General features: G+C 44.4%; 13 protein-coding genes. 2 read left to right on the top strand and 11 right to left on the bottom strand.

Going from position 1 to position 13,964, the window contains the following annotated elements:
• Window positions 1-13: 13 nt before the first annotated feature.
• From CXF82_RS20415 to gshB, 6 genes are all read right to left on the bottom strand, one after another.
• Window positions 14-928 (bottom strand): FAD:protein FMN transferase, encoded by a 915-nt coding sequence (locus CXF82_RS20415; RefSeq protein WP_101091299.1) that lies wholly within the window; start codon window positions 926-928, stop codon window positions 14-16.
• A gap of 118 nt (window positions 929-1,046) precedes the next feature.
• Window positions 1,047-2,345, bottom strand: coding sequence for a DUF3570 domain-containing protein (locus CXF82_RS20410; protein WP_102044845.1), 1,299 nt, complete (start codon window positions 2,343-2,345; stop codon window positions 1,047-1,049).
• A complete protein-coding gene (locus CXF82_RS20405) occupies window positions 2,336-2,551 on the bottom strand; it encodes a DUF4266 domain-containing protein (RefSeq protein WP_101091297.1) in 216 nt (71 codons plus the stop codon). Before CXF82_RS20405 ends, CXF82_RS20410 begins: the two co-directional genes overlap by 10 nt.
• 3 nt (window positions 2,552-2,554) lie before the next feature.
• Window positions 2,555-3,022 carry a TlpA family protein disulfide reductase gene (locus CXF82_RS20400; RefSeq protein WP_101091296.1) on the bottom strand — a complete coding sequence of 156 codons (468 nt, stop codon included), beginning with the start codon at window positions 3,020-3,022 and terminating at the stop codon, window positions 2,555-2,557.
• A gap of 514 nt (window positions 3,023-3,536) precedes the next feature.
• Window positions 3,537-5,531, bottom strand: coding sequence for a flavohemoglobin expression-modulating QEGLA motif protein (locus CXF82_RS20395; RefSeq protein WP_101091295.1), 1,995 nt, complete (start codon window positions 5,529-5,531; stop codon window positions 3,537-3,539).
• Window positions 5,515-6,552 carry a glutathione synthase gene (gene gshB, locus CXF82_RS20390; RefSeq protein WP_102044844.1) on the bottom strand — a complete coding sequence of 346 codons (1,038 nt, stop codon included), beginning with the start codon at window positions 6,550-6,552 and terminating at the stop codon, window positions 5,515-5,517. Before gshB ends, CXF82_RS20395 begins: the two co-directional genes overlap by 17 nt.
• Before the next feature lie 586 nt (window positions 6,553-7,138).
• Here gshB and CXF82_RS20385 point away from each other — a divergent pair.
• Both CXF82_RS20385 and CXF82_RS20380 read left to right on the top strand, forming a co-directional pair.
• The gene (locus tag CXF82_RS20385; protein WP_257982832.1) at window positions 7,139-7,882 is read left to right on the top strand and encodes a phosphatase PAP2 family protein; all 744 of its coding nucleotides are present in this window, start codon (window positions 7,139-7,141) and stop codon (window positions 7,880-7,882) included.
• A 327-nt stretch (window positions 7,883-8,209) separates the two neighbouring features.
• The gene (locus CXF82_RS20380; protein WP_101091292.1) at window positions 8,210-8,710 is read left to right on the top strand and encodes a TonB-dependent receptor domain-containing protein; all 501 of its coding nucleotides are present in this window, start codon (window positions 8,210-8,212) and stop codon (window positions 8,708-8,710) included.
• A 252-nt stretch (window positions 8,711-8,962) separates the two neighbouring features.
• Here the strand turns inward: CXF82_RS20380 and CXF82_RS20375 are convergent, their stop codons facing one another.
• The 5 genes from CXF82_RS20375 to ccoN all read right to left on the bottom strand — a co-directional run bounded on the left by CXF82_RS20375 (window position 8,963) and on the right by ccoN (window position 13,963).
• Window positions 8,963-9,421, bottom strand: coding sequence for a hypothetical protein (locus CXF82_RS20375; protein ID WP_232775040.1), 459 nt, complete (start codon window positions 9,419-9,421; stop codon window positions 8,963-8,965).
• A 172-nt stretch (window positions 9,422-9,593) separates the two neighbouring features.
• On the bottom strand, window positions 9,594-9,740 hold the full coding sequence (locus tag CXF82_RS22410; RefSeq protein ID WP_157822914.1) for a hypothetical protein: 147 nt from the start codon (window positions 9,738-9,740) through the stop codon (window positions 9,594-9,596).
• Window positions 9,741-9,782: 42 nt separating this feature from the next.
• On the bottom strand, window positions 9,783-11,948 hold the full coding sequence (locus CXF82_RS20370; RefSeq protein WP_101091291.1) for a c-type cytochrome: 2,166 nt from the start codon (window positions 11,946-11,948) through the stop codon (window positions 9,783-9,785).
• A 1-nt stretch (window position 11,949) separates the two neighbouring features.
• The gene (locus CXF82_RS20365) at window positions 11,950-12,564 is read right to left on the bottom strand and encodes a cbb3-type cytochrome c oxidase subunit II (protein ID WP_101091290.1); all 615 of its coding nucleotides are present in this window, start codon (window positions 12,562-12,564) and stop codon (window positions 11,950-11,952) included.
• Window positions 12,554-13,963: a cytochrome-c oxidase, cbb3-type subunit I gene (ccoN, locus tag CXF82_RS20360; RefSeq protein ID WP_102044843.1), complete on the bottom strand. Its 1,410-nt coding sequence runs from the start codon at window positions 13,961-13,963 to the stop codon at window positions 12,554-12,556. The genes CXF82_RS20365 and ccoN overlap by 11 nt, the downstream gene beginning before the upstream one ends.
• Window position 13,964 lies beyond the last annotated feature (1 nt).

Below are 13,964 nucleotides of genomic sequence, written 5' to 3'. Positions count from 1 at the left end.
TGGAACCGAGTCTCTATCTAAAACACTTAAACTCTACTTCTTGTTCGCTGAGAAAGGCTTCGGCTTGAGCGCCTTCAAGCATCGCCATGGTTGCTAGCATACCTGCCATGACGCAGTTAGGGGCGAGGACGGTGACCGAACGGGGCGCTTTGACTATGGGATAGCCGGTTCTTGGATCGATGATATGGCCAAAACGCTGACCATTTTTTTCGATAAATCGGCGGGTATCACCGCTAGTGGCCAGTGCGCCTTGGCGAATTTCCAGTAACGCCGCAGCGCTATCGAGTCGTTGGGGATTTTCAATGCCCACTTGCCAAGGAGGGGCATCTGCCGCTTTAGAGACTGGGCAAGCGATATCACCGCCAAAGTTAACCAGCACCGAAATAGCGGGCCACTGCTCAGCAAGCAGATAAGCCACTCTATCGACGGCATACTCTTTAGCGATACCGCCAAAGTCGAGAGACATGCCTGCAGGAAACTGCAGTTGATGTTCGTTAAAGCTCACCTTTGAAAAATCGACTAACGCCCTCGCTCGCTCGATATCACTCGCCTTGGGGAACTGACTCCCATCGAAGCGCCACAGTGCCATTAAGGGACCGGCGCTGATGTCGAAACGCCCCTCACTGAGTTGATAACATTGGCGGGCAAACTGCAGCAAACTCGCTGTTTCGGCATCGATGGGAGAGGCTTTCCCCGCGGCATGATTGATTTTCCACAGAGGGTTATCTTTAATGAAGCGGCTAAATTTTTGTTCGATGCGTGCGGCTTCACAAGTGGCTAATTCCATCATGGCACGCGTAATATTTTCATCTTCGTTAGCGATGAGTAACTCACAGGGACTCGCCATCGCACGGAACGAACCTACATGCCCCCAGCTGCGACGACTCAATTGAAAATTAGATGATGCCCTTTGATGTTGAATACTCATTCTCCCGCTTTCAATTTCACTAGACCCAGAATGACTAAAACATCCGCTACAATCACCTTACATGATAGGAGAACGGCATGCTTATCGCTTAATTTACGCGAATTAAGTGAGCTAACATTTAAAACGAGTAACTCACCTGTGCCATGATGGCTTTCACCGCAGGAAACAGATCCTGATCTTGCAACTGGCCGACTAACTCGGTGCCGTTATTCTCTGGGTTCTGTTGATAGTACTCCAGTCGATAACTCATCTCATGACCGCCGGAGAGGCGCTGGCCAAACTTAAGCCCCAAAGTATAACTGCTCATATCACCGATACGGTAATCTGCACTGGCATATTCGGGAAGAGGTTCGTCAGCCATCAGGAAGGGACGATAAAAATTGGCGGCTTGTTGCTGATAATATCTCAGGTGCACCTGCCCATAGAAGCGCCCACTGAAATAGTAGCGATAATGGGTCTCCAGAGTATGGGAGTTTAAGTCCCAATCATCGGTACTATAACGGTAAGAAAAATCGACAACACCCGCATCTAGCGCCCCTTTCGTCATCATATAGAAGCTGTGTTTGAGACGAGAATCCGGACGATTCTCATATAAATAACCCTGCGACGTCCCAGTATCATCTACCTGGCTCAAGATTTTATAAGGATCCGTCATATAGCCCGATATGCTGGACAAGCCGTAGTTTGCCTGAAATACCCATCGACGACTCAGCACCTGGGTGATACTTAACATCATATCCATGGTTTTTTTGTCTTCAGTTCCCTCAACACGAGTCAGATCGAAAGCCGTTCTATATTCCTCTTCGGTATTATAATCTCCTCTGACTGCCATGGCCGAAAACGCTACGGGCTTGCCACCAACCGGATCTATGGTATCGAAGGTGTAAGCACCCGATAACACCAGTGTGGTGTTGTCTTTATTGAAGCTGCGCTCAATTCCAGCATTGAGACCCATAGAGAAATAATCAAACTCCTTAGATCCATTCACACCCACATTGGTTTTCCATACCGGAGACAAGGTTTCAGCCCAGTTTGCGCTTGCCTGCACTCGGGTATCATGAAAGGTATCATCGAGAGGCGTTTCACCTGGAGCAGTTTCATATTGACCATTACCGGAGGGGCGGGTAAAGGTTTGAGTTTCTGCCTGGGCGACAGCGCCAGACGCTGATGCACCGGTCAAGCTATCCACAACCAGTTTCATATCCAATAGAGACTCATCGCCAAATGCTTTCTGCACATTGCCGATAGCTTCAACGGCCTGGACTCTATCTTCCTCACCGTAGTACATGATGGCAGCATCAACTTTCCAATCATCCAACTTTTCTTCACTGGCTTGAACTTGGGCGCTTTGCCCAACCAGAGCGCAACTAGCAAGCGCTAATGCTTTAGCGATATTACTAGGATTCTTTAATTGCATCCGCATCCACCTCCCGCGAGTGAACGACCACCACTACTCCCCTCTTTACTAAAATAGATATGGTCATCAAGGGCTAAGTCTAATTTCTCGCTGTCGAGCGCCATATCGGCCCGAGCCAACTGATTTTTCTCCCAAGGCTCGACACCCAAGCTTGAACAAGCGGATAAACTGATCGCAATAGCAATAGCAATGATGGTTCGATTCATGAGTTACTCCTTCAGCAATTCAATAATTTCATTTTCATAATCTGCCGATTTTTCTTCAAAAAAACCCAGATGCATTTGTACTAACTCTCCCTGACGATTGAAGATATAGCTGCTTGGCATACCTTGCAGATCAAACTTGCTGGCGACATCTGCTTGCGGATCGAAACGGATATGAAAGTCGGCGGGTAATTTTGATAGGAATTTTTTAGCTAGCGCCTTATTTTCATCTAGGTTAATAGCAACAATGGCCAGTCCTTGTTGTTGGTATTTCTGATGCATTGCATTCATCCACGGAAAAGACTTACGGCAAGGCCCACACCAAGAGGCCCAAAAATCCAAATAGACCACTTTCCCCTTAAACTCATTAAGGCTAACCAATTTGTCTTGAAAATTTTGTACCTGGTAGTCCAACGAAGGCGCGGCACTTAAGCTAAACGCCATAAAGCTCAGTAACAGCAATAATTTTTTCATTATATATCCTGATTTATTATCATTAATCCGTTAACCAAATCGACACATAACCCTAACCCAGAAAATGTGAAAGAAATGTCAATGTTAACTTAGTATCAGCCAATGAAAGGAATATCAATAAAAGCAGGGCTGTCTCTATGTTGAATGAGCCAGAAAGATTAGTTTTAATCTAATGAACTACAGTGAAATTATCGAAACTAATCCTCTGTTGCCGCCGGCTAACAATGACAGCCACATAGAGATGATAAATGTGTCCATTATATCTGTGGCCTCCTTAATAAGGGCCGGTTGATGTAGATATACAGGTAAGTCTTATGAGCATAAAAACATAAAGAGGTTGCAGCTAATTAGGATTGATTACTGATTTTGATATTTCTATTAGCATCACTCTCCCATTAGCGCTTAAGTTCTAACAAGCTGTGGTTCAAAAACGAGTTAGTCATCCCAAAACCAGCTGAAAAAAAGCCCTGCTCCATTTCTGGAACAAGGCATGTTTATCGGTATAACACGACAATTAACGAATAGCTGAGACCAGATAATCGATAACTGCAGTATCGGCCGTAGCGGTATGCTGCAGTGCAAATAGCGGCACTGGTTTTTCCAGCATGTTTCGTTCGACCATTTCGTTAATAATAGGCAAATCGAGTAAACCAGCTTTACCTACCAGTAAGTTATCTAGCGGCATAGTTTTACTCAAGTTCACAATATCTCTAAAGCCTTTTAAATAAAGGAAGTCTTTGGTAAAACCACCACCGCGATAAACTCGCGTGGTTAAGGTAAATGCCTGCTCTGTTGTTTGACTATATTCGCGCATTAGAGTGTGGAACGTCATCGAAAAATCTCGCTGCTCCAGCATTAAGTTAACCGCTATCACTCGCATCGCCAGTATTTTCAATCGGCTCAAGGTTAAATTGCCAGAGCAATACTCGCTGTAAATCGCCAACCCCTCTTGAGTATGAGTATTGCCCACTAAGCCAAGAGACAATACCTTTAACTGCTGACGCCTAGCGTTAACCGTGGTCAACATATGCACTCCAAGCTCATGGTAAGCAAATGCAATCAGCTCTTTGCTACTGAACATGGCGTCTTTATTGATTAACAAGCTGCCCTTTTCATTATTAACCATTGCCTTGGCAACCAAGCGAGAAGATTTTTCGACCTTACACTTCAGCCCCCACTCATCCGCCTGCTTTTGGAATGACTCAACCGCATGGTCGGCATCAAAAATAGACGCGTCTTCATCAGCTTCAATGGCTGGCGCACGCAATAAGAACTGAGCATTTGCTATGTCATCTTTATCTGGCTGACCATAATATTTAAGCGAGTTATAAACAAAGTCATCAGTGCCAATAGAGCACAGCAGATCAATCTTTGTCGCTAAGTTATCAATCACATGCCGATAAAGCTGTTGAATGTCAGCATCCATCACGTTTTCGACGGGCAACTTATACAGCAGTTCTCGGAACTGGTACGGGTTCAAATTTAACTGTTTGTAGTTAAACTCAGGCGCAACAGCCCCTTTACGGGCTAAAAACTTTTTACGCTCGCTAGCGATATTAATCGGGTTAATATATTTCAGCGTGGCGACGTTATTGGCCAACTTAAACAAGCTCTTGTCGAGCGATAACAGCTCTGGCGGTAATGTCGATGATAATAGATCAATGCTCCTGACAGACTTACGCTTGCCAAAGCGGCGCATAAAATACGCTGCAGTTTCTGATATCGCTTGTTTAACGCCCGCTTTTAACTCCTCTAACACCAAGGGGTACAACTCGCCCGTGGTTTCGTCCATAAACACTTTCTTCACTTCCACTGGCAACACCAAGGTGTTGTCAAAGTGCGCGTTAATATGCGCAATTAAATAACCACGCCCTTGAAACACTTCATCGGTTGCTGCACGTACATCAAGGTTTGGTAGCGCTATTTTATTCAGCTGTTTTTCAAAATGTTGACAGGTCTCACCCCAGCGCTCAGTATCAATTTGACTAGTGCCAATATTAAATGTTGGCGTATTCGCCTCAATGCGTTGATGGTTGTATGAGTGCACATCAAACACAATGCTGTTTTTAAACTGCTTTTCTAAGCGAGCAACCAGTGCCCCGAGCACATTATAAAAAGACTGATGCTTAGCATGGCTCTCACCGCGCTGCTTTGGCGTTAATGGCTTTTGCCAAACCTGCTTATCCCACGCCGTTTTAAAATAGGTCGATAACGTTTTAGGGCGATTTAAGTCGTATTCAAAACGTGAATCGTTGCCTATCAATACAATGGGAAAAGATGACAATAACTCATCAGTGTATGGGTCTTCCTCATAGAAGCGCTCAGGCTTAGTGAGTAAGAAGCTCTTTTTCAGATCAGCTCTCAGGCGGTGTCCATTATGAATAGCCGTACACACGACTGGCGAGTATTCATCAATCTTAACGATGAATGAACCGCCATCGACCTCAGCGTGGAAGCACTCGCCTTTATTGATTAAAGCAATACACTCTTTTTCAGTTAATATGAGCATCGTCGATCGCCTTTCTAAACGCTGTTTTTCTGATGTTTAACGCTTCTTTGGCATTGACCACGCTTTCAACAAAATCAATGACCTTCTTTTGCAGCTTAACGTTGTTCAACTTGTTGATCCGCATGATGCCACCAGGGCTTTGCACGTTAACTTCAATCAACTTTTCGTTAATCACATCAATGCCGACAAAGAACAAACCATCACGCACCAACTTAGGACCGATGTGCTTGCAAAGGGCTTTTTCATTTTTGGTCAGTGTATGCTTAACCACACTGCCACCCGCATGAATATTTGAACGCACTTCACCTGAGGCCGGAATGCGCTTCATAGCACCAATGGGTTCGCCATTGAGCATTAAAATTCGCACATCACCTTGCTCGGCACCTTCGACATACTCTTGCAAAATAACGTAGTTACCGCCCTTACCGCTGTTAATGTAGAACTCGAGCAACGAGTGAAAACTCTTTTGCGCCGCCTTCTCCACCAAAATAACGCCTTGGCCGCCAAAGCCATCAAGTGGCTTCATAATCATCTTGTCGGTCTTTGACTCACGCAGTACTTCTTCTAAATACTCAGGTGTTTTTGACACGTGAGTCACCGGAATGAACTGATTGGTTGGATCGTCAAATGATGCGGTATACAGCTTATTATTAGCAATTCGAAGACCATCAATATCGTTCATGATAAAGACATCATCACGCACTGAATCAAGGAAATTGAGCCCGATGGTGTCTAGCGGCGGATTGGCACGCATAATAATGCTGTCAAAACCCGCTAACGGTAAACGCAGAGTTTTAAACTGCGCTTTTTTATAAAATGAAACGATATTATTTGGTACCGACTGCTCTTTACTAAACACACGGCAAAACGCACTCGCTTCACTGTCGCGCATGGTTAAATTGCTGGTAGTCGCTAGCGCAACAGTATAGCTGCGTGCAACGCACTCATGGATCAACCGAATGCTAGTATCGGTTTCAGGTTCGATGTTTTCCCATGGGTACATCAAAAATAAAATTTTCAATTGGATCTCTTAATAAAACGGAATGCTCTAAAGATCTTGGGCCAGGACTGGCTTGGGGAGGTGTAGAGTACTCAAAATAAACAACACAATAATTCGGGTGTAATCACCAGAATCCGACTATGACATCTATCTATCAATACAAGTTTGAACTAGATAAGGCGGCGTAATTTACACCGATTTTAAAAAAATGCAAATAAAAAATGCACTGATATTGAGTTTATTTATGGGGTGATAAATCATCTTAAAAATCCAACAACCATTTCATTTAGCCCCCCAAGAGCGCTAACAACTAAAACTCATTATAATCAGCAGATTGACTAGTAATTACACTCGGTTGACAACATACGTTATCAAGTTCACTTACCAGTCAAAATTATCGAATAAAGTGCTCAATTTGAGCTATCTAGCAGACGTCAGAAAAGTGATCGCCATAACTTAGTAATAAAGGCGCTTCAATGGTTAATATACTGACGTTACATTCATCGGATCCTCTTTCGACATTTCTTTCACAAGTGATTTAATAAACTCATGCCTCCGATATCAGTAGCCTTCCTAACAAGGCACGGTGAAAATAGGTATGGTTCCGATGCATAAAACAGTAGATGTTCAGCAACCTTTTTCTCTTGAGCGCCATATCAGCTACCCGCTAATGCTGTTTCTATTAGTGGCCGCCATTTTTGAATATTTCCAATTCGATCTTAATATTGCTCAGTATTTTTTTAGCCTAGAGGGCGGCGTTGATAGCTGGCCTTTAAGAGGCCAGTGGTTGAGTGAAAATGTATTGCACACCGGTGGTCGCAACTTAGTTATCGTATTAGGCACAGCATTACTGATTTCATTGGGATTAAGCTGTAAAAGCAAACGTTGGAACCAATACAGACGTAACTTACTCTGCTTAACGCTAAGCGTGCTGACCTCAATACTATTAGTAAAGTTTGCCAAAGAGTTCACTCACGTTAGTTGTCCGTGGGATGTGATTCAATTTGGTGGCCAATTTGCTTATGTACCCATTTTTAGCCCCTTACCTAATGGTGCTGAATTTGGACAATGTTTTCCTGGTGGACACTCAAGTGGTGGCTACGCTTGGGTTGCGCTGTATTACTTTGCATTGCAGCTCAAACCTAAACTACGCTGGTATGGATTAGCCTTTGGCATACTCTTGGGCGCGACATTTAGCTTAACTCAACAACTAAGAGGCGCACACTTCTTCTCCCATGGTTTATGGAGCCTGGCCATATCCTGGTTTACCGCCAGCAGCTATTATTATTTCCTATTTGTGAGAGCCAAAAAACAAAACCGCCTAGAGACGCCTGAAATGACTAGCCATTAAAACTGAACATAAATATATGATTTTAGAGAAATTACCCTTTATCCCCATTGCCATATAACATTAACAACATCAAGCTAACCCAAACCCAAAAACGCCAAGGAGCTAGACTCTAGCTCCTTGGATGAACGCCACAATGCAACTAACTAATAACTCCACGCTGCTAGTCTAAAGCAGGTGCAGCCGTTAATTCGGCCACCCTTGCCTCGCTGCTGGCAGACAGTGTTTTCATCACCCAAATACAACTAAAAATAAACAGTAGCATTGCCACTTCAACACCAATAACAGCTCTAAATCCATCGTGCCATAACTGTATTATTTACTCGCTAAATATCAGCCAATCAGCGAGTAAAGTCAGTATTAACACTGCAACGGTGGCGAAACCGTTACGACACGAAAACAGTTAACGTGGGCCAATCAAGTGTTAAAAGTTTCGAGCTCGAACTTAACTATCAGCTGAGTGACGAATTAGCTTTGTATGCATCTTTCGGCCAAGCTAAAAGTGAGCTTATTGATTTTGTCATCAGTATTCCTACTGAGACTGGTGCAGTTGTTAACGATCTCTCTGGTAGACAATTTACCGCGCCGGAATGGACTGGCAATGTGGGCGCGACCTACACTGCCGATAGCGGTATCTTTGCCAGCTTAAATGCCAACTATGCCAGCAGTACACCCAACCGTGTTAATCCATATCGAGAAGGACTAAAAGAAGGCGAAGCGGAGTTTGACCTACAAAATGACAGCCGCACCTTGGTCAATATGCAACTCGGTTATGAATGGCAAGATATCGGCCTTTACCTCCAAGGTAAGAACCTGTTTGATGAGGAATAATCACCACTAACTTCACCCGTACGCCGAGCCTAGGAGCCCCTAGGCAAGTTGCGCTAACACTGCGCGGCCAGTTTAGTTTATAAGTAGTAGCTAGATAAAAAAATTAGCCAGCTAACATTACTGCAGACGCTTATTGGCAGCTGATATAGCCGCTACCAATAAGTAAAAACGAACCTGAAAGGTTCGCTTTTTTATGGCTAACGTTATAGATAGAGCGAGTGCTACGGAGAAACTAGCGACAAACTTAATCAGTTAGTTACAAACACATTTTGCCGATTGTTCACAAGGCGCTGCAGCGGCAATAGTGCACATGCCACTGCTGTTGCCAGTGCCAACGCACCAAGCATTACAATCAAATTTATCTGGGTGGCCAGTATCATTAGTGTGTGCGTGCAGCACATCTTTACCTGGATTAGATTCGACAAGTAGGCCATCTTCCATGCAAGCTTCACCAAACATTCTGCCATTGGCAGTGCCTTTTTCATCGGTGCCAATATGACAACCGGCAACGCCAGGTGCGACGCCGTCGCTATCTTTCCACCAAGTCTTTTTTCCTTCCATCCAATCTCTGGGCTGAAAGGCAAATACCCCTTTAGCGCCGGGCATATCTTTAGCACCACTCGATGGGCTCGCATCATGGTCGTCACCTGCAATTGACATTGCAGAAAAAACAACACAAAAAAGCAGTACTATCGTTTTTAAATAAGTCATATCAATTCCTTTAATCTGTTTAATATCCACTATTATCGACAAGATTAATTAGGTTTATTGACCCAAACGACAAATCTTTATGCTGCATAAAATACTGTATTAAAAACTAGCAGTGGCGAGTTGTATTATCAAGTTAGATTATTTAAAGCCGCTTTATAGCGTACATTACAGCCTAGATAAGTCGTACCTTAATACACCATAGCCGCTTAGATTCGATAGTCGTGGTATCGCACAGCACGCTAAAAGAGACAATAAAGACAATCCGCTTCGCTACCACTTTAGCGTCACGTAGAAAACCCAGCTCGTTGTCTTTATACATAAAAAAGCCTGCATTAGCAGGCTTTTTTAATCAGTAAAACTATTAATCAATATTGATATCCGTGTCTTTATGATCGTACATATCAGGCGTTGTATGCAGATTGCCAGCAAAGCCCGCTTTTTCTAGCTTTTGCCGCACAGCTTTAACTTGTGCCGCGGTAACCGGTTCTTCTCGGCCGCCCAGATAGAGACGAACAAAACTAATTAATCCCGCTAACTCACTATCCGTTAATACATTCTGAAAGCTGGTCATTGGCATAAAGTTACGCTCTTCATCCAAATAGGTCGGCGCTAAGCCACGAATCGTCACCGCGATGGTATTGAATGGGTCGCTATGCATGATAATGCCGTTATGGAGCAACGTTGGCGCTATTGGATCGCGTCCTTTTCCATCTTCACCATGACAAGCACCACACGTATCCGCATACAAGGCGTAAGCACTAAACTGCTCTTGTGAGTAGGACTCTGCAACAAAGCCTGTGGGGGATAACTGCTGTTGCCCTTCAGGAATGGTGTTATGCACATCGCCCACCAGCAAGTAGCGTGAAATGGTTTCAATGTCATCACGAGTCATTAAGCTAGTACTGTTTTTCACCACATCAGCCATGCCAGCAAAAGCCGACCCTTTTGATGAATGTCCGGTGTGTAGAAAGTCTGTCAACGACTCTAAATCCCATCGATCTTCATACAGCTCCTGCGCCGTGATGTTGGGCGCATTCCAGCCATCAATGAGGTTACCTTGGAAGATCTTTTCAGGGATCAAGGCTTGCGCTAAATTCCTCGGTGTATGGCACTCAGAGCAATGACCTAGGCCCATCACCCAGTACTTACCTTGCTGCCACTGCTCGAGTTCATCTTCATTAAGCTGAACATGTTCGGGCGCAGAGTACGACAGCGGGTCAGTGTCCATAAATGCAATATTCCAGCCCAACAAACCCATACGGATATTAGAGGGGAAGATCATCGCATTTTTATCATTTTGCCTTGGTACGGCTGTAATCGATTGTAAATAGCTCCACAGATCTTGGGTATCTTGCTCGGTTAGATACTGATAAGAGGTGTACGGCATAGCCGGGTACAAATAACCATGTTTGCCTTTGCCGTCAAATAACGCTGCTTTAAAGTTTGCATAATCATTGTCACCAATACCTTCGCTAAGGTGGGGCGTAATATTGGTTGAGTAAACCGTGCCAAAGGGCGTTTTAAAAGGCAGGCCACCCGCAAAACGTTCACCACTTTCTGAACTATGACACGCTACACAATCCCCTGCATTGGCGAGATACTCACCTCTCGAAATTGATTCAGGGTCAAGTGCCGCAAGCTTTTCATCATACTGGTTTCTTTGCTCAGTGATGTAAGCTCCTATGGCTAAGATTTCATTACGGCTTAGCTGCTCAGAAAAAGCTGGCATCAAATTATTCAATCCAAATTCAATAGTGTGCTTTATCTCCTCAATACTACCGCCATGCAACCAAATATCATCGGACAATATTGGCGCCCCGATGTCAGTATTTGCTACCGTACCATCTCCATGACAACTCGAGCAGTACTGCATAAAAATGACTTTACCCAAATCAACTTTCACTTGGGGTGCATTAAGATTTCGACGCTGCAGCGATGCAATGTAATAAGACATTTTTAGAATTTCATCTTCCGACAGTATGTCTTTCCAGCCCGGCATTGCACCATGACGTCCATCTTCGATAGAGTGTAAAATGTCGACTTCCGTACCACCATATAACCAATCATGGTCAATCAAATTAGGAAAGTGCTTTTGTCCCTGTGCATTCGCGCGGTGACAGGCGCCACAGTGATTTTGAAACAATAATGCCCCGCTATTCGTGACGTCAGAGTTTCTCGCCAATGCAGTTAGACTGAGATCGGTTAACGGCGTCATTTGAATATCTAAATCAGTGACTGGCGAGCTAAGTGCATCGTCACTTTGCTCCCACCCCATTAAACCTGCCCAATTGCCAAGGCCCGGATACAGGACTAAAAAACCTGCGGAAATAATAAATGCGATGAGGTACGACAGATAAAATACCCGCGGTGGAGGTGCATCGTTTTCATCAATACCATCAAAAGTCTCAATGGTTCTATCTTTATCTGCTGTATGTTCAATGCGCCAATATTTAACGACAACCAACGCCATAAATGCGAGAAAAATCAAGATAAATACAATCACCCAGGTGTTCCAGAAAACAGTCATATCAACGCTCCTGATCGCTGGCAGTATCATTGCCTAAGCTTTGCAAATAGTGAATCAAAGCTTCACCTTTAGTCACTCCTTTCACGGCTAGACGCGATCGCTCTATTTCATTCTCGGTGTAAGGCACTCCCAATCCTTGTAAGACGCGCATCTTGGCTTCAATATCGTCCCCAGAAAGTGCTTGCTTGAATAACCATGGGTAAGCAGGCATCAAAGACGTCGGCACCACTTGCCTTGGGTCAATCAGATGCAAACGCTGCCACTGAGCAGAGTATTTTCGACCTAAATTAGTCAAATCCGGACCGGTTCTTTTCGAGCCCCAAAGGTTGGGGAATTCATAGATATCATCGCCCTCTTCGTTGGGTCGACCATCGCGTTTTACTTCGGGCTCAATGTTGCGCACCATTTGCGTATGGCAAACATGGCAACCTTCGCTGATGTAAACATCCCTACCCGAAACCTCTAAAGCCGTTAGGGGTTTAGCCAACGAGGTAGCCCTTATTTCATCAGTGCGAACTAAGCTAGGTACAATAAGCACCAATATAGAAAAACTGGCAACCACGGTGGTGGAAACGATGAGGATTAAGAGCGATTGCGTAAAGTCTTTACTTAGCATCGGCTGATCCCTCCTGCTCTAGCGAAACGGTTTTATAGAGATTAAATACCATCAGCAGCAGACCCAATACGAAACATGCGCCGCCAAAGAATCGAACAAATAACCAAGGGGCTTTAAAGTCCATCGCTTCAACAAAACTATAAGCGAGCGAACCATTCTCTTGTTGCGCCAGCCACATGTAACCTTCACCGATGCCAGCAACCCACAGTGCGATGGCATAAAGTGCAACCCCAAAATGGGCTATCCAGAAATGCCACTTAAGCAATCGATTCGACCAAAGCTTAGTCTTGCCCCACAGCCGTGGGATAAAGTAATAGAACATCGCGATGCCCGACATCGCGACCCAACCCAACGCGGCGGAATGCACATGGCCAATAATCCACTCAGTGTTGTGAGCCAGCATGTTAAACCAACGTATCGCCAGCAAAGGCCCTTCAAACGTCGCCAAACAGTAATAGAGTATCGCCGACATAAAGAACCACATAATGTAATCGGTTTTAAGCTTCTCTTTGTTTTGCAGCAAGGTCATAGCGCTGTTAAATGCACCCGCCCAGGAGGGTAACCATAGGATAAGAGACATCACAATGCCGATGTTCTGCAGCCATACAGGCACTGATGAATAGAGTAAATGATGCGTTCCCGCCCATGTATAGAACCCGACTAACCCCCAAAAATGGATTACAGATAAGCGATATGAATAAATGGGGCGTTCAGAAATTTTGGGAATGAAGTAATAGTTCATGCCGATGATGCCAGCGGTTAGCAAAAAGCCCACCGCGTTATGTCCCCACCACCATTGAACGATTGCATCCTGCGCCCCTGCAAATACCGAGTATGACTTCATTGCAGACACTGGCATCGCTAAATTATTAAGAATAAAAATAAGGGCGACAACAATAATAAAGGCACCGTAAAACCAATTGGAAACAAAGATGTGATTCACTTTACGTTTCGCTATGGTGCCAAAAAATAGCACCCCATAAAGCACCCAAACGAGTACAATTAACAAATCGATTGGCCACTCAAGTTCTGCATATTCTTTACTTGAGGTATATCCCATTGGTAAGGTCACTAGTGCTAAAAACAACACCAATTGCCATCCCCAAAAAACCATCCAAGACAGGCTTTGATTAAACAGCTTTGTTTGACCGGTTCTTTGTACTATGTACAAGGATGTTCCCATCAACATATTCACCACAAAACCGTAGATAACCCCAGAGGTATGCAAGGGTCTCAAACGGCCAAACTGGATATATTCAGAATTGAAATTCAGCACCGGCCAATAAAGCTGAGCTGCTAGCACCACTCCGATAAACATTCCCGCTATGGACCATGCCACCGCAGCCACAATAAAATACCGAACCACTTTGACATCATAAAGCTCCGTGCCTGGTGTCATA

Source organism: Shewanella sp. GutDb-MelDb (assembly GCF_002836075.1).
Taxonomy (GTDB): Bacteria; Pseudomonadota; Gammaproteobacteria; order Enterobacterales; family Shewanellaceae; genus Shewanella.
The sequence above is the reverse complement of the archived record's forward strand: the minus strand, read 5'-3'. Positions and strand labels throughout refer to the sequence as shown.